This window comes from Streptomyces sp. NPDC099050 (assembly GCF_044759865.1).
Classification (GTDB): domain Bacteria; phylum Actinomycetota; class Actinomycetes; order Streptomycetales; family Streptomycetaceae; genus Streptomyces.
Map to the genome: position 1 here is coordinate 101,801 of NZ_JBIWAE010000001.1, position 19,758 is coordinate 121,558.

General features: G+C 74.3%; 12 protein-coding genes and 1 pseudogene. 5 read left to right on the plus strand and 8 right to left on the minus strand.

What is annotated here, in order from left to right:
* Positions 1 to 45: 45 nt before the first annotated feature.
* Entirely contained in the window at positions 46 to 435 is a 390-nt protein-coding gene (locus ACIQV3_RS00490) for a hypothetical protein (RefSeq protein ID WP_403708181.1), read from the minus strand.
* A 78-nt stretch (positions 436 to 513) separates the two neighbouring features.
* Entirely contained in the window at positions 514 to 1,821 is a 1,308-nt protein-coding gene (locus ACIQV3_RS00495) for a streptophobe family protein (protein WP_403708184.1), read from the minus strand.
* A gap of 209 nt (positions 1,822 to 2,030) precedes the next feature.
* Between ACIQV3_RS00495 and ACIQV3_RS00500 the strand changes: the two are divergent.
* Positions 2,031 to 3,407: pseudogene (locus ACIQV3_RS00500) on the plus strand (DUF6777 domain-containing protein); the annotation flags it as partial.
* Between the two features lie 465 nt (positions 3,408 to 3,872).
* On the opposite strand, the gene ACIQV3_RS00505 reads toward ACIQV3_RS00500, so the two are convergent.
* A complete protein-coding gene (locus ACIQV3_RS00505; protein ID WP_403708187.1) occupies positions 3,873 to 4,808 on the minus strand; it encodes a C40 family peptidase in 936 nt (311 codons plus the stop codon).
* Positions 4,809 to 4,837: 29 nt separating this feature from the next.
* Positions 4,838 to 6,451 (minus strand): SPFH domain-containing protein, encoded by a 1,614-nt coding sequence (locus tag ACIQV3_RS00510; protein ID WP_403708190.1) that lies wholly within the window; start codon positions 6,449 to 6,451, stop codon positions 4,838 to 4,840.
* Between the two features lie 336 nt (positions 6,452 to 6,787).
* On the opposite strand from ACIQV3_RS00510, the gene ACIQV3_RS00515 reads away from it, so the two are divergent.
* A complete protein-coding gene (locus tag ACIQV3_RS00515) occupies positions 6,788 to 9,031 on the plus strand; it encodes a SpoIIE family protein phosphatase (RefSeq protein ID WP_403708192.1) in 2,244 nt (747 codons plus the stop codon).
* Positions 9,032 to 9,131: 100 nt separating this feature from the next.
* Here ACIQV3_RS00515 and ACIQV3_RS00520 read toward each other — a convergent pair whose 3' ends face one another.
* Positions 9,132 to 9,938 carry a DUF4328 domain-containing protein gene (locus ACIQV3_RS00520; protein ID WP_403708195.1) on the minus strand — a complete coding sequence of 269 codons (807 nt, stop codon included), beginning with the start codon at positions 9,936 to 9,938 and terminating at the stop codon, positions 9,132 to 9,134.
* Positions 9,939 to 10,111: 173 nt separating this feature from the next.
* Between ACIQV3_RS00520 and ACIQV3_RS00525 the strand changes: the two genes are divergently transcribed.
* The 3 genes from ACIQV3_RS00525 (at position 10,112) to ACIQV3_RS00535 (ending at position 15,769) form a co-directional block, all read left to right on the plus strand.
* Complete coding sequence (locus ACIQV3_RS00525; protein WP_403708198.1) at positions 10,112 to 12,928, plus strand: phosphodiester glycosidase family protein; 2,817 nt, start codon at positions 10,112 to 10,114, stop codon at positions 12,926 to 12,928.
* A gap of 80 nt (positions 12,929 to 13,008) precedes the next feature.
* Positions 13,009 to 13,242 (plus strand): hypothetical protein, encoded by a 234-nt coding sequence (locus ACIQV3_RS00530; protein ID WP_403708201.1) that lies wholly within the window; start codon positions 13,009 to 13,011, stop codon positions 13,240 to 13,242.
* A 133-nt stretch (positions 13,243 to 13,375) separates the two neighbouring features.
* On the plus strand, positions 13,376 to 15,769 hold the full coding sequence (locus tag ACIQV3_RS00535; RefSeq protein ID WP_403708204.1) for an ATP-binding cassette domain-containing protein: 2,394 nt from the start codon (positions 13,376 to 13,378) through the stop codon (positions 15,767 to 15,769).
* A gap of 328 nt (positions 15,770 to 16,097) precedes the next feature.
* Here ACIQV3_RS00535 and ACIQV3_RS00540 read toward each other — a convergent pair whose 3' ends face one another.
* From ACIQV3_RS00540 to ACIQV3_RS00550, 3 genes are all read right to left on the minus strand, one after another.
* Positions 16,098 to 18,074, minus strand: a complete 1,977-nt coding sequence (locus ACIQV3_RS00540) for an ABC transporter permease (protein WP_403708207.1) — start codon at positions 18,072 to 18,074, stop codon at positions 16,098 to 16,100.
* 154 nt (positions 18,075 to 18,228) lie between these two features.
* On the minus strand, positions 18,229 to 19,044 hold the full coding sequence (gene modA / locus ACIQV3_RS00545) for a molybdate ABC transporter substrate-binding protein (protein WP_403708210.1): 816 nt from the start codon (positions 19,042 to 19,044) through the stop codon (positions 18,229 to 18,231).
* Positions 19,045 to 19,255: 211 nt separating this feature from the next.
* Positions 19,256 to 19,651 carry a molybdopterin-binding protein gene (locus ACIQV3_RS00550; protein WP_403708213.1) on the minus strand — a complete coding sequence of 132 codons (396 nt, stop codon included), beginning with the start codon at positions 19,649 to 19,651 and terminating at the stop codon, positions 19,256 to 19,258.
* Between the last annotated feature and the right edge of the window lie 107 nt (positions 19,652 to 19,758).

Consider the following 19,758-nt stretch of genomic DNA (forward strand, 5'->3'; position numbering starts at 1 on the left):
TCCTCTGGCCCCTGCTAGTCCCTAGTCCCCTAGTCCCCTTGTCCCCTAGTCCTCTTCCGGGGACGGTGCGCACACGACGTGGGCCGTGACATCGGCGTGGGCGGCGGAGGCGTACCAGCCCCTGCGGCCGTCCTCGGCGACGACGGGGTGGGAGGCCAGGACGGTGTGCCGGGGGGTGCCGTCGCGGCCGTGGTCCCAGTGCGTGGTGGAGTATCCGCCGGACTGCACGGCCGTGCCGCGGGGACAGAACACCCTGCTGGCGGACACGGCCTGGGCGGAGGTGTCCTTGCGGCCGGTGTCGCCTGAGAGGTGGCGGGCGCCGGGACCGGTCGCCTGGGTGGGGAGGGCCGTGGAGAGGGTCAGGGCGAGCGCGGAGAGGGCGATCAGGCCGGCGGCGTGGAGCGGCCGGAAGAGGCCGCCTTTGGTCATGTTCACGGGGACGAGCGTGTCATGGGGAAACGATCCCCCGATGAGCCGATGAGCCGATGAGCCGATGAGCCGATGTGCGACTGTTCACTCGAACGGCGCAACGGTGGGCGGGGCGGGCTCGGCGGGGGCCCGGCGGCCGGGTTCGTTGCGGCGGCGCCGGGGGAGCAGGGCGCCGAGGAAGCCCGCGACCGCGCCGGCGAGGAAGGCGAAGCCGACCGTACGCCAGAGCAGCGGGCGGAGCTCCACCTGGCCGCCGAGGTCGCTCGCGTCGCCGATGCCCAGGAGGGAGAGCCCGAACTGGGCCTGGATCCGGGCCAGCAGGCACACCACCAGGGTGCCCAGGGCGAGGGCCACGGCCAGGTGGAGCGCGTGCTGCCAGGGGCGGACGTGTGCGGGGGAACGGGTGGCGGCGAGCGCGCCGGCGCCGAGCAGCAGGACGACGGCGAGCACCACGAGCCACCAGGCCCGGGAGTCCCGCTCCGCGAGCGAAGCCACGTCGATGGTGGACAGGTCCGGGGCGGAGCCCTGGCCGGTCGCGCGCAGCACCTCGTCCAGGACCTTCGGTACGGGCAGCCCGAACGGCCCCTCGGCCTTGCCCTCCCAGGCCCCGCCGAAGCCGAGGGTCAGGGCGGGCCAGACCAGGTTGGGCAGGCCCAGCAGGATCACCGCCAGGGTGCGGTCCGCGTGCCCGCGGGTCCCCGCCACCACCAGGCCGACGCCGATCCCGATCACGACGTACGCGAGGAGCAGCGCGACGACGGCGAACGCCGCGGGGCGCACCGCCGCGTGGAAGCGGACCAGCCCCGCCGGGAGCGGCGCGCGCCGGGACACCAGCAGGGAGATCAGCAACAGGCCCAGGATCCACAGCAGTCCGAAGCCGAGACTGGCGGGGATCGCGGCCTCGAAGCCCACCGTCGGGCCCGCGTCGAGGACTTCGCCGATGTCGCCGATGATCGAATCGCCGGTGGAGACCGTGAAGTCCTGCCGGGACAGCAGGGCGACACCGGTCAGCGCCACCAGCCAGAGGAGCACCAAGGGCACCGCGCGGGCGAGGAGTTCGCGAGCCCCGGCCACGGCCCGGTTGTGCAGGGGGCGCAGGAAGAGCCAGCCGACGGTCAGCGCGCCCGCCAGGCTGACGGAGAGGGGGAGTACGGACAGGCTCGCGTCGGCATCCGCCAGGAAGCCGGCACCGCCCGTCACGTCGACCGAGCCGCCCGCCGCCATCAGCACGACGGCGGCCACCACGTGCGGGAACGCGCCGCCGGGCAGATCACCGGCGCCTGCCAGGGCGAGCCCCGCGGAGGCCACCACGGCCATCACCACGAAGCCGGCGAGGACCGCGACGAGGGCGTCGCGCCAGGCTCGCGCGACCGGTGCCGTTGTAGGGCTCACCCTGCCACCGTAGGCAGCTCCGCTTGCGGCCACCACCCGGACGGCGCACACAATGGTCGCCAGGAGTGCATGAAATCCGGAGATTTCTGCTGATGACCCGCGGAAGTTCCATAACGGAACGTCCGCGGAGCACCGCACGAAGGGCACGAAGGGTCCGCAGCGGAGCATCCACAGGGGACCGGAACCCCTCCGCCTGGGAAGAAGAGCCCGTGACCACTCAACCCTCCGGCCAGCAGCCGCCGTGGCCCACACAGCCGCCCTCGCAGCCGCCGTCGTCTTCGTCCGGGCGCCCCACGGGCCCGCCTTCCGGACCCCTGTCCGGGGGCCGGGAAGGGCCCCCGCCCCCGCCTCCGCCGGCCCCTCCCGGAGGATCCGGCAGCGGGGTGCCCCCCGGGCCCCCCGAGCCCCCGCACAAGGCCTGGTGGCGCTCGGTGCCCCGGCTCGCCACCACGATCGTCGCCCTCGCCGCCGCCGTGACCCTGGTCGTCGTACTGACCAGGCCCAGCGGCGGCGGGGGCACCACCACCTCCGCGGGCAACGAGGTCTTCCTGCAGCCCGCGGCGGCTTCCGGGCCCGACCCCTTCACCGAGTCCACCGCCGCCAAGCAGGCGACGCCGCCGCCCGAGAGCCCGCCGCCCTCGAAGCCCCCGTCGCAGCCGGAGCCGACGGCCCCGGCGCCCACGGGAACCACGGCCACCCGCAGCGTCAGCGGCGCCTCGCCCGAGCTGTACGGGGGCACGCCGGCCGTGCCCGCCTGTGACGTCGAGAAGCAGGTCCGGGTGCTGTCGGCGCAGCCCGCCAAGAACGCCGCCTTCGCCTCGTCGCTCGGCATCGCGCCGACGGCCGTGCCGGGGTACCTGCGTTCCCTCACACCGGTCCAGCTCCGGGTGGACACCCGGGTCACCAACCACGGCTACGTGGACGGCCGCTCCACCAGTTACCAGTCCGTCCTCCAGGCCGGGACCGCCGTGCTCGTGGACGACCGGGGGGTGCCGCGGGTGCGGTGCGCCTGCGGGAACCCGCTCGGGCCGCCGGTGGCGCTGAAGGCCAACCCGAAGCGGTTCGGACAGCCCTGGACCTCGTACCAGCCCTCGCAGGTCGTGGTCATCGCACCGTCCGTGACCATCGTGAACAAGTTCGTGATCTACGACTACCGCGACAGCCGCTGGTTCGAGCGCGACCGGGGCGACCACCGCGGCCGCCACGACCGGCCGATCCCGCCGCCGGTGATCCCGACCCCGATCTTCACGACCCACCCGCCGTCGCCGACGTTCACCTCGCCGTCCCCGACCTTCACCTCGCCTTCCCCGACGGTCACTTCCCCGTCGCCGACCTTCACCTCGCCTTCCTCGACGGTCACTTCGCCGTCGCCGACGCTGACCTCGCCTTCCCCGACGGTCACTTCGCCGTCGCCGTCGCCGTCGCCGACGCTGACCTCGCCTTCCCCGTCGGTGTCCCCCTCCGATTCCTCGTCCGCATCTCCGTCCACGTCGCCTTCGGATTCGGCGTCGGCGTCGCCGTCCGTGTCGCCGCCGGAGTCGGTTTCGGCGTCGGTGAACGGGTCGGAGTCCCCTTCGGAGTCACCGTCGGAGTCACTGTCCCTGTCGCCCTCCCCGTCGCCCTCGAAGAGCGCGGTGGCGCCCTCGCCGTCGCGCAGTTCGGAGGAGCCGGAGCCGACGCCCCCGCCCAGGACCTCCTCGGCGGCGCCGCCGCCCCCGGTGACCTCGGTCCGGCCCGAGCCGCCCAAGCCGACGCCACCGCCGCTGGTGTCGCCGCAGCCCGAACTGCCGACGCCGCCTCCGCCGCCTCCGCCGCCCCCGCCGCCTCCGCCGCCCCCGCCGTCCCCGAAGCCCGTTCCGGCCACCTCGCTGATCGCGCCCCCGCCGGCGCCCTCTCCGATCGGGCCCGGAGCCGGCACCGACCAGCAGGGTTCGGACGGAGGTCCGGGCGCCGGTAACGGCAACCCGTAGGATCCCGCCCGACACGAAGACCTCCCCGAGGGCCATCGGCCCTCGGGGAGGTCTCGTCCCGCCGTCGTGCGGAGGCGGCTGCTAGCGGACGCGCCCGTACAGGTTCGGGTTGTACGCGCTGAAGCTGGAGACGCGGACCTGCTTGCCCGGGCGGGGGGCTTCGATGTACTTGCCGCCACCGAGGTAGATGGCGACGTGGTGGACGCCCGAGACGCTGCCGTTCGAGGTCCAGAACACCAGGTCCCCGCGACGCAGGTCGGAGCGGGAGATCGGGGTGGTGGCCCGGTACTGGTCGGAGGCCACGCGGGGGAGGGTGATGCCCGCGGAGCGGTACGCGGCCTGGACCAGGCCCGAGCAGTCCCAGCCGCGGGGGCCGTTGCCACCCCAGACGTACGGATCGCCGAGGTGGCCGTTGGCGAAGGAGATGGCGCCCTCCGTGCCCTGGCGGATGGGCGTACCGGAGGAGCCGGAGGATCCCGAGGAACCGGACGAGCCCGAGGAAGAGCCGGAGCCGGATCCCGACCCGGAGCCCGACCCGGAGCCGCCGGCGAAGCGCAGGTACTTGTCCTTGTGCTGGGTCCAGCGCCACCAGCCGGTGCCGTCCTTGTACCAGTACACGCGGTCCGTGGCGTCCCAGCCCGCACGGCCGCGGAAGGTCGGCTCGGTGGTGCGCACGGAGGAGGTCGCGGAAGAAGAGGAGGACGAGGGGCCGGCCGAGGAACGGCCGCTGTTCGCCACGTACTTGCTGTAGTGCTGGGTCCAGCGCCACCAGCCGGTCGCGTCCTTGTACCAGTACTTCGAGCCGTCCCAGCCGGCGTGCGCCGGCGCCGGCTCGGCGGACGCGGTGCCCACTCCGGTGCCCATCAGCAGCGTGGCGCCGACGGCCGCGACCACGGCGCCGCGCAGGGTGCAGCGACGGCGGCGGGCCGCGGGGGCCGTCATGGCCGTCGTGCCGCGCGCGCAGCCGGTGCAGTCACAGCTGTCGGGTATTTCTTCGGTGAACTCGGGCGTGCGCATGCATGATTCCTTTTCCATCGGGGGTGTCTTCAGCGGGCGTCGGCGGCAGGGCCGCGCGCCGTGTAGAAGGCCACGGTCAAGTCCTTGACCAGGGCCTTGCGTTCGTAGTCGTCCAGGCTCACGAGCCCGCGGTCCGACATCCGGTGCACGGTGTCGTCGACGGCGTCGAGCACGGAGGTGAGGACGGAGTCCCGGTGCCGGGCGTCGATCGAGGCGACCCGGCGGCGCTGCATCGCCGCGGCGACCTCGGGGGCGTACTCGACGTGCAGCGGCCGGGCGGAGAAGACTTCGATGCCGACGGCCCTGCACTCGGCGGCGAGGAGTCGGGTCAGTTCGTCGCCGACGGCCTCGGTGTCGCGCAGGGTGTTCGGACGGTTCGGACGGTTCGGACCGTTCGGTCGGTCTGGTCCGTCCGGCTCCGGGTCGAAGGAGTCGGCGGGCATCCGGGAGAGCACCCGGGCGGTCGCGGACTCCACCTGTCCGCGCAGGTACGCGGTGTGGTCGTCCACCGCCAGGAGCGCGCGGGCGGTGTCCCTGAGCCGCCACACGACGAGGACCACGGACCGCAGCGCGGTGCCCTCGGAGTCGACGACGCGGAGCGGCTCGCTGCGCCAGTGGCGCAGCCGCACGTCGACGCGGGTGTGCCGGGGCACCGGGTTGGACCAGATGAGGCCGGTCCGCCGGATCGTGCCGCGGTAGCGGCCGAAGAGGGTCAGCGACCAGGCCTGACCGGCGCGGCCGCGCCGCAGTCCGCAGAGCGCGCTGAGCGTGAGGAGCGCGCAGCACGCGACGGCGGCCAGGGGCCAGGCCTCGGCGGCGGAGGTGGAGGGCCGGAGCTCCTCCAGCCGGGCGAGGGCGGCGGCGCCAAGCGTGGCGAGCGCGGCGGTGAGCAGCGCCCACCAGCCGGAACAGGCTCGCGCGGGGTGTTCGGTGAGCTCGGGGTCGAGTACGGCGGGAAGGGTCCGGGGGTGGGCCGGGGCCGCATCCGCCGCCGGATGAGCGGGCCGGGGTATCGCCGCGCGGACGGGGTCCTGCCGGAGGGTGTCGGGGTCCGCCGGCGGACCACCGGCCCGGTGGGGCCCGCCCGGGCCTCCGGAGCGGGCCGCGCCTCCGGGAGCGGCGGGGCCCGCGGTGCGGTCGGCGTTCGCGGCGACGCGGGCCTCGGCCGGTTCCTCGTCGCGGAAGAGGGGCCCCAAGACCAGCGGATCCCGGTACGGCCGCACGACCAGACTCCCGCGCCCGGTGCGGGGCCCGGAGGCGGAGTCGGAAGCCGCGCTGTCCCCGAAGGTCGAGCTGTCCCCGAAGGTCGAACTGTGCCCAGAGGTAGAGCTGTCCTCGGAGCCGGAGCCGGAGCCGGAGCCGGAGCCGGAGCTGGAGCCGGAGCCGGAGCCGGAGCCGGAGCTGGAGCCGGAGCCGGAGCCGGAGGGTCGGCCCGAGCCCGTGGAGTCGGGTGCGTCGGTCTCGAGGTGCGGGGAGCCGGTGCGCGCGGTGCCGGTGAGCGGGGTGCCGGTGAGCGGGGCGGATATCCGTCCGCGGGTCCGGGTCCCTTCCTCCGCGCTTTCCTCCGTCCTCTTCTCCGCTCCTTCCGTCCCTCCCTCAGGTATTCCGGCCGGTTCTCCGGTCCTCTTCGGCGCTTGCGACAAGCCACACCCCACACAGCCGTGGGCGTCAATGACCCCGTGCCGAGGGGTTGCTGACGCCAGCAAAGATGATCATGAACGGATCGATCTTCGTGAAATCGTACAAGTAGCTCATTAGGTCAAAGTCGCGACAGGCCGGGACTTCTGACCTTTTTCGTCCCGATTTTCGGCACCCTGAGGGGGCGCTGGCGCACGAGGGCGGCGAAGTCCGGCCGACACGCCGGAGCCCCCCTTCGCGTCCCGCGAACCCGCGCCCGTTCCCGTACCGCCCGTTCCCGTACCGCCCCGGCACGGCCCCGCGGACCGGCGCGGACCGTGCAGGAGTGAGACCCTGAAGGTGTGGCCGAAAGGGGAGTGACCCCCCAGGTCGAGTGGCCTGCCCGGACGGACACGAGCCTCGCGCTCAACCACATGGGCACCTTCGACTGGGACCTCGACAGCGGGCAGATGTTTCTGGACACCACCGCCCTCGGGGTCTTCGACCTGCGCCCCGAGGAGTTCACGGGCACCCCGGCCGGCCTGTGCACTCGCCTCGCGCCCGGCGAGGACGCCCGGCTCGACGCACGCATCGCGCAGGCGCTGAAGGCAGGCCGCAGTCACTACGGGGCCTACGTGCGCAGCCGCGACCGGGACGGGGCCCCGGGCTGGACCCATGTCCAGGGCCGCATCCTGCGGGACCCGCGCGGGCGTCCGTACCGGATCATCGGGATCATCCGCGACGCCGTCCACGACCCCGGCGAGCCCGGCGCGGCCGGTGAGCGCGACGAGGGCCGGCGCCGGATGACCGGGGTCGTCGAGCGGACCACGGCGATCCTCGCGCACGCCCGCACGGTCAACGACGTCACCGACGTCCTCAAGGACCCCGAGGCCCTCGGCCACCTCGGTGCGGTCAGCGTCATGCTGGGCGTGGTCGACGGCGGCCGGATCCAACTGGTCGCGGAGGGGCAGATCGGGGCGTACGTACCGGAGACCGAGTACACGCGGATCGACGCACCCCTGCCGATGAGCGAGGCGGTACGGACACTGCGGCCGGTGTACCTCGGCTCCCGCGAGGAGTTCCAGCACCGCTACCCGGAGCTGTGGCCGTACATCGAGCCGCTGGCCGTCCGCAGCGGGGTCTACCTGCCGCTGATCGCCCAGGGCCGGCCCGTCGGCGCGCTCGGGCTGCTGTACGCGCGGGAGGGCGACTTCAACGCCGAGGAGCGCAACGTGCTGATGGCGCTGGGCAGCGGCATCGCGCAGAGCCTCCAGCGGGCCATCCTCTTCGAGCAGGAGCACGACCTCGCCGAAGGTCTCCAGAAGGCCATGCTGCCGCGCCGGATCCCGGACGTGGCGGGCGCGGTGATCGCCGTGCGGTACCGGGCCGCCCGGATGGGGCGGGACATCGGCGGCGACTGGTACGACGTGGTTCCGCTCGGCGAGGGCCGGGTCGGCGTGATGATCGGCGACGTGGAGGGCCACGACACGGACGCCGCCGCCGTCATGGGCCAGCTGCGCATCGCCCTGCGCGCGTACATCGCCGAGGGCCACACCCCCGGCGCGGCCATGGCGCGGGCCTCGGCCTTCCTGCGGGACCTGGAGACGGAACGCTTCGCCACCTGCACGTACGCCGACATCGACCTCACCAGCGGCATGGCCCGGCTGGTCCGCGCCGGGCACCTCGACCCCGTGGTGCGGCGCGGCGACGGCATTTGCCACCGGGTGCAGGTGGCGGGCGGACTGCCGCTGGGGCTGTCGGCGCGCGAGCCGGACGCGCCCGGTGCGCGTGGCTCCGGTGCGGGTGGCTCCGGTGCGGGTGGGTTCCGGGCTCCGGGTGCTTCCGTCGCCGCCGCCGCCGCCGGTACGGGATACCCCGTCACCAGCCTCGAACTGCACCCCGGGGACACCCTGCTGCTGTGCACGGACGGGCTGACCGAACGACCCGGCCGGGATCCCGACACGGGTGTGCGCGCCCTCATGGAGGCGGTCCGGGACGGGCCGGCGGACGTGGAGGAACTCGCCGACGCGCTGTGCGACCTGGTCGGGGACTCGGGCGGCGGCGACGACATGGCCCTGCTCCTGCTGCGCCGGCGCGGCACCCCGCTCCCGCGCGGCGGCGGCCCGCTGCGACACCGCCTCACCCCGGGCGACCCGGACGCCCCGGCGTTGGCCCGCCACCTGATCCGGGCCGCCGCCGCGGCCTGGGGTGCCTGGGACCAGGCCGACGAGATCGAGCTGGCGGCGGACGAGCTGATGACCAACGCGCTGGTCCACACGGACGGAGTCGGCGCCGTCAGCATGCGGCTGACCCCGGAGGGCCGGATCCGGATCGAGGTGGAGGACACCAGCAGCGCCCTGCCGCGGCGGCGGGAGGCCGACGACTGGGCGGTGTCGGGGCGCGGCCTGATGCTGGTGGACCGGCTGGCGGACGCCTGGGGCGTGGAGCCGCGGGGCGGCGGCAAGTGCGTGTGGTGCGAGTTCGCCGTCCGGGCTCCCGCCGCTCCTGATGCAACGCTCCAGGCTCCCGCCGTCCTTGATCCCGCGCCCGGGGATGCCGCCGGCCGGGATTCCGCCCTCCCGTCCCGGGAACCCGGGACCGGGTAGGCGCGGGCCCGCGGGGGCGGGTGGCTGAGCGAGCGGGATCGGGATCGGGGATCCGGGATCCGGGATCCGGATCGGGATCGGCAGGAAGGGGTTTCGCGGGCTACTCGGCCGCGTACGGGTCGGCCTGCGCGCCCTTGGCGGTCTGCGTCGCGGTGTGTACCGCCGTCTGCATCGCCGTCTGCGCCGCCGTCAGCGCGCGCACGAAGCGGATCGCGAAGACGGAGGCCGCGAACAGCACCACGCCGTACACGGCGGCGGCGGTCGCGGCGGTGGCCAGTCCGTCCGCGTCGTCGGCGCGGTCGTGGAAGAGGTCGAAGACGCGGTTGGCGAGCAGTGCGGTGATCCACACCAGCCACCACGTGGTGACGGGCGCCGTGGAGACCGGCCGGCGGGCGCCGTCCGTACCGTGCGGCGGGCCCGCGGCCCAGATCTCCTTCGCCATCTTGTACGGGATGCGGAGGAAGGCGAAGGGGATGAACCAGCCGACGACGGCCCAGGCCGCGGACCGGGTCACCGCCTCCCGGTCGAGGATCAGGGCGTTGTGGTGGACCCGGTGGAACCAGGTGATGAACACGGCGGCCGTGACGGCCAGCAGCGGAATCTCGATGCGGCCCGTCAGGGCCAGCAAGGTGTCCGGCAGGGTGTTGCCGTCCCCGGTGCCCGCATCCGGGTAGCTCCCGGCGCGCAGGGCCGAGCCGAGGTACAGGCCGGTTCCGGCCAGGAGCAGGGCGTACAGGCCGGCCAGTGCGAGCAGGACGCTCGTGGCCGTCGCGAGCCCCCCGGGCGGGCGCAGCGGGGTGACGGGCTCCGGGGCGGGCTCGGGGGCGGACTCCGGGGCGGGCTCCGGGGCGGACTCCGGCAACGGCTCGTCGACGGGCTGCGGTGAGCCGGTCGCGCTGAAAGACATGAACTGGTACCCCCGGGTCGAAGACGTGGCGGGGTCAAGATTTCAGACCGCACCTTTGGATGACTTGGCCCGCCCGGGGGCTTCCCGGCCATGCTGCGGGCGAATGGCTGACAGTCACGGACTCCCGCTGTGTTCATGTGCTCGTATGCGCGAAGCTGGCCGATCCTGCCTGGATGTCCCCCCTGCGCCCGCTGTCGCCCGTCCTGCTGCCGGCCCTGCTCACGGTGGTGCTGCTAGTGGCCCCGGCGCCTCCGCCGGCCCATGCCACCGGGAACGGCGGGGGAGAGGGGATCGAGACGGCCCGTACCGCCCGGCAGATCGCCCCCGGGGTACGGCTGGAGTCGTACGACCGGCTCGAAGCCGACCGGTGGCTGCGCATCGACGAACTCGACGTGCGGCTGGCGGGCGCCGGCGCCGGCGTGCGCGCGGAGTACCTCGGCGGCCGGGGCGTCGCCACCGTCTCCGACTCCGCCGCCCGGCACCCCGCCGGGCCGGGCCGCCGCGTGGTAGCCGCCGTGAACGGGGACTTCTTCGACATCCGGGGTACGGGCGCCCCGCTCGGCCCCGGCATCGGCGCCGGACGGCTGCTGCACGCGGCCTCGGCCGGCGCCGGATGGGCCGTCGGCTTCGGAGCCGACGGGCCGGGCCGGGTACTGCGCCTGGCCCTGGACGGGAGCGTCACCCTGCCCGGGGCCTTGGTCCGCCCGCTCGCCGGTTTCAACACCGCCCGTCCGCCCGCCGAGGGCTTCGCCGCCTACACCACCGACTGGCCGGCGGACGGACTCCCCGCGACCGGACCGGCGGTGGAACTGCGCGACGGCCGGGTCAGGGCCGTGCGCGCGGCGGTACGGGGGCCCGCGCGCCGGGAGCGTCCCGCACCCGGAACCACCCTGCTGGTCGCGGCGGGCGCGGCGGCGCCGGAACTCGCCGCCCTGCGCCCCGGGGACGCGGTCGCCGTGACGGCCCGGCCGGTGGCCGCCGGGGGCGGGCCGCTCCCGGCGAGCGCGGTCGGCGGCCGGGAGGCGCTCGTGGTGGCCGGGGTTCCGCAGAACCACGACGGCGCGCCCAACAACGCGGCCGCGCCGCGCACCGCCGTCGGCTTCTCCCGCGACGGCCGCCGGGCCCGCCTGGTCACCGTCGACGGCCGCCAGCGCGACAGCGGAGGCCTCACCCTGACGGCGCTCGGCCGGCTGATGCACCGGCTCGGCGCCCACGACGCCCTCAACCTGGACGGCGGCGGCTCCTCGACCCTGCTCGCCGCGCTCGCCGGGCAGGCGGCGCTGACCGTGGAGAACTCCCCGTCCGACGGCCGCCAGCGCGCGGTCCCCAACGGCCTGGTCCTGACCGCTCCGGCCGGCGACGGCCGCGCCGCCGGCTACCGGATCGAGCCCGTCGGCGGCGCCGCGCGGGCCTTCCCCGGCCTGACCCGGACCCTCGGGGCCACCCCGTACGACGCACACCTCGGTCCGGTGCCCGCGCGGGAGAACGCGGCGCCGGGCTGGTCCCTCCCGGCGGGCCGGGGCCGGATCGATCCCGGCGGGGTCCTGCGGGCGTCGGGCTCCGGCCCGGTGGAGGTGCGGGCGCGCCTCGGAGCGGCGAGCGGGGTGCTCCGCGTCGACGTTCTCGGCCCCCTGACCCGGATCCGGGCCGTGCCGGAGCGGATCGGGCTCGCGGCGGAGGGCGAGACCGCGCGCTTCGTCCTGACCGGCTACGACGCGCAGGGCGCCGCCGCCCTGGTCGAACCCCGTGACGTGGAACTCGACTTCGACCGTTCCCGGTGGAGGGTGGCCGACGACGGACACGGCGGATTCACGGTCACGGCCCGCGTCCCGAACGCGACGGGCCAACTGCGCGCCAGGGTCCGGCGCCCGGCGGGCGAGCCTGACACGACGCTCCGAACGGGCCCTGCGGGCGTGCCCGCCCCGGCTCTCCTGGCCCTCGGGGTGGGTCTGTCGGAGGTGCCGCTCGCGGATCTGGAGGATGGTGCCCGGTGGACCGGTCCCGGCGCCGCGCCCGGGCAGGGACGTCCCGGCCGGGGGCTCGCCCTCGCACCGCCCGCCGGGGGAGGAACCGCCACCGGGACCCCGCCCCGTCCCCTCCGGGTCCCCGAACTGGCCCGGTCGCTGTCCCTCTGGGTGAACGGCGACGGCTCCGGGGCCCGGCCCGCGGTGGAACTCGCCGACGGCGACGGGGCCGCCGCGATCCTGCGCGGGCCCGCGGTGGACTGGACAGGCTGGCGGGAGATCAGCCTGCCGCTCCCGGCGACGGCGGAGCGCCCCTTCACCGTGACCAGGCTCTCGGCCACCACCCCCGCGGCCACCCGAGCCAAGCCCCCGGCTCCGGCCCCGGCCAAGGTCAAGGCCCCCGCCGGGGGCGGGGGTCCGCGGCTTGTGGTGGACAGTCTGGGGGCGCGGACGCCGCCGACCGGGGTGGTGCGTACGGCCGACGGGGTGGATCCGATCGTGGCCACCGCGGCCCGGGTGGACTCCCGGCCCTGGCGGTTCGCGGTCGCCCCCGCCGGGGCCCGGCCGGCCGCGGTCTCCGGCTCCGCCGTCGACTTCGCGCTGACCGGCGCCGGCCGCCCGGCCTTCGTGCACCGGGGCGTACGGTTCCTCCCGACCGGCTCCACGCGCCCCACCCTCGCCGGCGGCGGGCTGGACCGGATCACGGCCCTGCGCGCGGCCCTCGCGGCGGCCTCCCGGGAGCAGGGCACCGGCGCGCTGGCCGTCGTAGAGCCGTACGCGCCGCAGGCCGTCGACCGCAAGGAGGCCGCCCTGCGGCTGCGCCTCCTGGCGGAGTTCCGCCGGGCCACCGGCAAGCGGGCCGTGGTCATCACGGTCGGCGCGCCCCGGTTCGCGGCCGGCCGCACGGAGGGCGTGCTCACCGTCGCGGCCCCGCGCACCGGCCGCACCGTGATCGGCGCCGACGCCTTCGCGTCGGGCGACTGGCTCTCCGTACTGCCGGCCCCGGACCCGGCCGGCGGCCGGTGATCCGGGCCGTCGGTGCGACCGGGCCATCCGGTCAGGAACGGAGAAGCGCCGGCCGGCCCCCGGCCCGTAGCGTGAAACCCATGGACTTGGGCCCTTCGCAGTGCGTCATCGCCGTCGACGACCACGACACGGCGCTCCCCTCCTACCGGGACGTCTTCGGGCCGGAGTTCCGGGGCGACGCCGGCCGCGTCCGGGCCGCCGCCGGCGCCGAGGTGCTCCGGGAGCCGCTCGACCAGCCGTACGGGGTCCGGGACCGCACCTTCCGCGACCCGGCGGGCGACATGATCCGGTCCAACCAGCCCCGCACGCGCTGAGATCCACCGCACCTCTTACCTGGCGCCGCTCACGGATGACACCGCCGATCGGGTAGACAGTAAGGCGTTGCCGCGACCGCGCAGGCGGCGCCGGCCCGATCCAGCGGCGCCGGCCCGACAGTATGGAGACACGATGAGCAAGGTCACGAGGACGGGCGGCGCGCAGTCACCCGAGCCGCACGCCGCCGACGTCCACGACCTGATCCGCGTACACGGTGCGCGGGTGAACAACCTCAAGGACGTCAGCGTCGAGATCCCCAAGCGCCGGCTCACGCTCTTCACCGGCGTGTCCGGTTCGGGCAAGAGCTCCCTGGTGTTCGACACCATCGCCGCCGAGTCGCAGCGGCTGATCAACGAGACCTACAGCGCCTTCCTCCAGGGCTTCATGCCGACCCTGGCACGGCCCGAGGTGGACGTCCTCGACGGGCTGACCACCGTGATCACCGTCGACCAGCAGCGGATGGGCTCCGACCCCCGCTCGACGGTGGGCACCGCCACCGACGCGAACGCGATGCTGCGCATCCTCTTCAGCCGGCTCGGAAAACCGCACATCGGCTCGCCCAAGGCCTTCTCCTTCAACGTGGCCTCGATCAGCGGGGCCGGCGCGGTCACCATGGAGCGCGCCGGGCAGACCGTGAAGGAGAAGCGCACCTTCAGCATCACGGGCGGCATGTGCCCGCGCTGTGAGGGCCGGGGCTCGGTCAACGACATCGACCTCACCGCGCTGTACGACGACACCAAGTCCCTCAGCGAGGGCGCCCTCACCATCCCCGGCTATACGATGGAGGGTTGGTACGGCCGCATCTTCAGCGGCTCCGGCTTCTTCGACATGGACAAGCCGATCCGCAAGTACACCAAGCGCGAGCTGAGCGACCTGCTCCACAGGGAGCCGACGAAGATCAAGGTGGAGGGGATCAACCTCACCTATGAGGGCATCATCCCGAAGCTCCAGAAGTCGATGCTCTCCAAGGACGTCGAAGCGCTGCAGCCGCACATCCGGGCGTTCGTGAAGCGTGCGGTGACCTTCACGGTCTGTCCCGACTGCGAGGGCACCCGGCTCAGCGCGGGGGCCCGGTCCTCGAAGATCAAGAAGATCAGCATCGCCGACGCCTGCGCGATGCAGATCAGCGACCTGGCCAAGTGGGTCCGCGACCTCGACGAGCCCTCGGTGGCCCCGCTCCTGACCACGCTGCGCCAGACCCTGGACTCGTTCGTGGAGATCGGGCTGGGTTACCTGTCCCTGGACCGGCCCTCGGGCACGCTGTCGGGCGGCGAGGCCCAGCGCGTCAAGATGATCCGCCACCTCGGCTCCTCGCTCACCGACGTCACCTACGTGTTCGACGAGCCCACGGTCGGCCTGCACCCCCACGACATCCAGCAGATGAACCGCCTCCTGCTGCGGCTGCGCGACAAGGGCAACACGGTGCTCGTCGTGGAGCACAAGCCGGAGACGATCGCGATCGCCGACCACGTCGTCGACCTCGGCCCCGGCGCGGGCCAGGGCGGCGGCACCATCTGCTTCGAGGGCACCGTCGAGGGGCTGCGGGCGGGCGACACCATCACGGGCCGGCACTTCGGAGACCGCGCGAGCCTCAAAGAGACGGTGCGCGAGCCCAACGGGAAGCTGGAGATCCGCGGAGCGAAGACGCACAACCTGCGGGGCGTCGACGTCGACGTACCGCTCGGGGTGCTCGTCGTGGTCACCGGCGTGGCGGGCTCCGGCAAGAGCTCGCTCGTACACGGGTCGATCCCGGCGAGCGAGGGCGTCATCTCGGTGGACCAGGGCGCCATCCGCGGTTCCCGGCGGAGCAACCCGGCCACGTACACGGGCCTGCTCGACCCGATCCGCAAGGCCTTCGCCAAGGCCAACGCCGTGAAGCCGGCCCTGTTCAGCGCCAACTCCGAGGGCGCCTGCCCCGGCTGCAACGGTGCGGGGGTCGTCTACACCGATCTGGCGATCATGGCCGGCGTCTCCACCGTCTGCGAGGAGTGCGACGGCAAGCGCTTCCACGCCTCGGTCCTGGAACACCACCTCGGCGGCCGCGACATCAGCGAGGTCCTCGCGATGCCGGTCACCGAGGCCGCCGAGTTCTTCGGCGAGGGCGAGGCGCGCACCCCGGCCGCGCACCGGATCCTGGAGCGGCTGGCGGACGTCGGGCTGGGCTACCTCAGCCTCGGGCAGCCGCTGACCACCCTCTCCGGGGGCGAGCGGCAGCGGCTCAAGCTGGCCACGCACATGGCGGAGAAGGGCGGGGTCTACGTACTCGACGAGCCGACCGCGGGCCTGCACCTCGCCGACGTCGAGCAGCTCCTCGGCCTCCTCGACCGACTCGTCGACTCCGGCAAGTCGGTGATCGTGGTCGAACACCACCAGGCGGTCATGGCGCACGCCGACTGGATCATCGACCTCGGTCCCGGCGCCGGTCACGACGGCGGCCGGATCGTCTTCGAGGGCACTCCGGCCGCCCTCGTCGAGGCCCGCGCCACCCTCACCGGCGAGCACCTGGCGACCTACGTGGGCGCCTGAGCGCGTCCGCCGGCGGGCCCCCGTCGCACCGACGGGGTGCCCGCCCCCGTGGCGGACGCGCCGAGCCACGTCCGGACCGGGTAGCCCGGGCCCGCCCGGTCCGGAGGGAGTTCACGCAGTGGGGTCCCGGTCCCGCTCGTCGTCGGAGACGGCGGGGACGGCGGCGAGTTCGGCCGGTTCCGGCGTGATCGCGGCGCCGCACTTGGTGCAGAGAAAGACGGGCACCGTCTCGTTCCAGTCCTCAGGGGCGCGGCTTCGCATCCCCGTTTCGCCGCTCGGAGCCGCCGCGCCGCACGGAACCCGCGGAACCCCGGGTCGAGGCACCGCCTCAGAGGCGTACGAGGGTGACCTCGGTCGCCTTCACGCTGGTCCACACCGCGGCGCCGTCGACGATTCCCAGTTCGGCGGCGGCCTCGGGGGTGATCTCCGCGACCAGGTCGGGTGCCTGGTCCGAGCCGACCAGTACGCGCAGCCGGCTGCCGACCGCGGTGATCTCCCGTACGGTTCCGGGCCATACGTTACGAGGGCTGCCGCCCGGGCGGACCCGGTGCACGGACACCGCCTCGGGGGCGATGATCGCGAGCGCCTGCGCCCCCTCGGGCAGCGCCTCGGCCACCACCAGGCGGCCCCCGGCGGCGAGTTCCAGACCGTCGGCCGAGGCCGTGCCGGGCCAGGCGTTGCGCCCCAGCATCCGGGCCACCCACGGGGAGCGCGGGTGCCGGGTCACCTCGGAGGGCGGGGCGTCCTGCAGGGTCCGCCCGTCGGAGAGTACGAGGACCCGGTCGGCCAGGGACACCGCCTCGACGGGGTCGTGCGTGACGATCAGGCAGACCCCGCCGAAGCCGGCCAGATGGGTGCGCAGCGTGTGCCGGACACGGGCGCGGGTGGTCTGGTCGAGGGAGGCGAGGGGTTCGTCGAGCAGCAGCAGCCGGGGCCGGGCGGCCAGCGCGCGGGCCAGTGCCACCCGCTGGGCCTGCCCGCCGGAGAGCTGGGCGGGCTTGCGGTGGGCGAGGTGCCCGACGCCGAGCCGGTCCAGCCAGGCCTGCGCCTCCGCCCGGGCCGCGGCGCGGGGCACCCGGCGGGCGCGCAACCCGTACGAGGTGTTGGCGAGCGCGCTCAGGTGCGGGAACAGCGCCCCGTCCTGGGGGACCCAGGCGACCTGACGCCGGTGCGGGGGCAGGTCGGTCACGTCGGCGTCGCCGAGGCGGAGTTCGGCGTGGGCGCGCGGGGTCAGGCCGAGCAGGGCGCGCAGCAGGGTGGTCTTGCCTGCGCCGTTCTCGCCGACGACGGCGATGGTGGTGCCGGGTTCGGCGTCGAGGGTGAGCTCGTTGAAACCGGTGACGGTGGCGTGCAGCGGCCAGTGCCCGCCATCGACCTGCGCCTCGGGGGAGACCGGAGCCTCAGGGGCGGCCGGAACCCCGGACGGTAGGGGGCCTACGGGGCCCTCGGGGGCCGGGTCGGCGGGCTCCTCGGCGTACACCGGCGCGCCGGGTTCCATGCGGGCGGCCGGGGTACCCGTCCACCGCCCGCGCAGGGCGACGAGTACGGCCATGGCGATCGCGAGCAGCAGCAGGGACACGGAGGTGGCGGCCTCGGGCTGGTCCTGGAGCAGCAGGTAGACCTGGAGCGGCAGGGTCTGGGTGGTGCCCGGGAGGTTGCCCGCGAAGGTGATGGTGGCACCGAACTCGCCGAGCGCCCGGGCCCAGGTCAGCGCGGCTCCGGCGATCAGCCCCGGGGCCACCATCGGCAGCGTCACGGTGAAGAACACGCGCAGCGGCGTGGAACCCAGGGAGGCGGCGGTCTCCTCGTAGCTCGGCTTGAGCCCGCCGAGCGCGCCCTCCAGGCTGATCACGAGGAAGGGCATCGCGACGAAGGTGGCCGCGATGACCGCGCCGGAGGTGTGGAAGGGCAGCGTGATGCCGAAGGTGCCCTCCAACCAGGGGCCGAGCAGCCCGCGCCGGCCGAAACCGAGCAGCAGGGCCACACCGCCGACCGTGGGCGGCAGCACCATGGGGAGCAGGACCAGCGAGCGCACCAGCGCCTTGCCCTTGAACTCGACGCGGGCCAGCAGCCAGGCCAGCGGCACCCCGAGGAGGAGGGAGAAGCCGAGGGCCCACAGGGACACGACCAGCGAGAGCCGCAACGCCTCGACCACACCGGGGCTGGTCAGGTGCGTGCCGAGATCGCGCCACTGGGTGCGGCTGAGGATGCCGACGAGCGGCATCAGCAGGAACGCCACGGCGAGCAGCGCGGGGAGCGCCAGAGCCACGGGGGGCCGGGCGCGGCGGGTACGGAGTCTGCTCATGTGGGTTCCTGGCCGGGGATGTCGGGACGCCGTCCGGGGAGGTCGGGACGCCCGGGCCGCGTCTGAAGGGTAATGCGCGGGCGGCGAACGGAGAGGGACCGCCCGTCCCCCCGGACCGGGCGGTCCCTCTCCGTTCGCCGCTCCCGGCAGGCGGTTACGGCTTCTGGAAGCCCGCGTCCTGGAGGATCTTCTGGGCCTCCGGGGTGGTCAGCCACGTCACGAACGCGGCCGCGGCCTCGGCGTTCTTGGAACCCTTGAGCGAGGCGGCCGGGTACGAGGCCACGGCGTTTTCTGCGTCCGGGATCTCCACGACGGCGACCTTGTCACCGGACTTGAGGGTGTCGGTCTTGTAGACGAGACCGGCGTCGGCCTCGCCCAGCTCGACCTTGCTCAGCACGGCGCGGACGTTGGGTTCCTGGGAGACCGGCTTCACCTCGATCTTCTGGGCGTCGAGGATCTGCTTGCTGTAGCGGCCGACCGGAACCTCGGGCGCGGCCAGTACGACCTTGAGCTTGGTGTTGGCGAGGTCCTTGAGGCCGGCGATCTTGAACGGGTTGCCCTTGCCGGCGGCGATGACCAGACGGTTCTTGGCGATGATCGCCGGGTCGTTGGTCTCGGCCAGCAGGCCCGTCATGGTCTTGGTGTCGGCGGTGACCAGCGCGTCGGCCGGAGCGCCCTGCTTGACCTGGGCGGCGAGCTCCTGCGAACCCGCGAAGGAGAAGGTGATCTTGGTGCCGGGGTGCGCCTTCTCGTACGCCGCACCGGCGGTCTTGAAGACGTCCGTGAGGGAGGCGGCGGCCAGGACCGTCAGGTTCGCGGCCTTGGGCCCGGCGGACGAGGAGGCGCTCGGGGAGGCGGCCGCGTCCTTCTTGTCGTCGCCGCTGCCGCAGGCGGCGAGCGCCGGCACGAGCAGGGCGGCGGAGAGGGTGAGCGCGGTGGTGCGGCGGTTCAGGGGCAGGATCGGGGACATGAGCTGGTGCTCCTCGGTCGGGTCGGCGGTCGGCCTGGTGCCGGATCCGCGCGGTGGTGACCCGCGCCGGTGACGGACGGAGCGGGTGGGGACGCGTCGTACTGAGCGGTACTCGGTGGGACTCGGCGGTGCTCGGCGGTGCTGAGCGGAGCCGGACCGGGTGCTGCCGGACAGGGTGCTGCCGGGTGGTGCCGGGTGGTGCGGAGCGGGGTCAGGCGCGGTCGATGTGCACGCTGGTCGACTTCACGCGGGCGGTGGCCCGCATGCCGACCCGCAGTCCGAGCTCTTCGACGGCCTCCCGGGTGAGCAGGGAGACCAGGCGGTGGGGACCGGCCTGGATCTCGACCTGGGCGGCCACGTCGCCGAGCTTCACGGCCGTGACGATGCCCGGGAAGGCGTTGCGCGCCGAGGTGCAGGTCTCGCCCTCCTCGCCGTGGGCCCCCTGTGCCACCTCGATCGAGAAGGCGGCCAGGGCGCGGCCGTCGATCAGCCGGCGTCCGCCCTCGTCGCGATGGGTCGCGACACGGCCGGCGTCGGCCCAGCGGCGTGCGGTATCCGGGCTGACGCCCAGAAGACGGGCCGCCTGACCGATGGTGTAGGACTGCATGTGCGACAAGGTAGGGGCACCTGTCCGGCATTTGCAATTCCATTGGGATGATATCCATGGCAGATGCCATCGCACTTGTTGGAACCGCCAAAAATCATTCCGTTTCC

Coding starts and splice junctions, on each gene's coding strand:
- ACIQV3_RS00505 (WP_403708187.1), bottom strand. CDS start 4,808: ATGCGCACGCCCGAGTTCACCGAAGAAATACCCGACAGCTGTGACTGC.
- ACIQV3_RS00520 (WP_403708195.1), bottom strand. CDS start 9,938: ATGTCTTTCAGCGCGACCGGCTCACCGCAGCCCGTCGACGAGCCGTTG.
- ACIQV3_RS00525 (WP_403708198.1), top strand. CDS start 10,112: ATGTCCCCCCTGCGCCCGCTGTCGCCCGTCCTGCTGCCGGCCCTGCTC.
- ACIQV3_RS00530 (WP_403708201.1), top strand. CDS start 13,009: ATGGACTTGGGCCCTTCGCAGTGCGTCATCGCCGTCGACGACCACGAC.
- ACIQV3_RS00535 (WP_403708204.1), top strand. CDS start 13,376: ATGAGCAAGGTCACGAGGACGGGCGGCGCGCAGTCACCCGAGCCGCAC.
- ACIQV3_RS00540 (WP_403708207.1), bottom strand. CDS start 18,074: ATGAGCAGACTCCGTACCCGCCGCGCCCGGCCCCCCGTGGCTCTGGCG.
- modA (WP_403708210.1), bottom strand. CDS start 19,044: ATGTCCCCGATCCTGCCCCTGAACCGCCGCACCACCGCGCTCACCCTC.
- ACIQV3_RS00550 (WP_403708213.1), bottom strand. CDS start 19,651: ATGCAGTCCTACACCATCGGTCAGGCGGCCCGTCTTCTGGGCGTCAGC.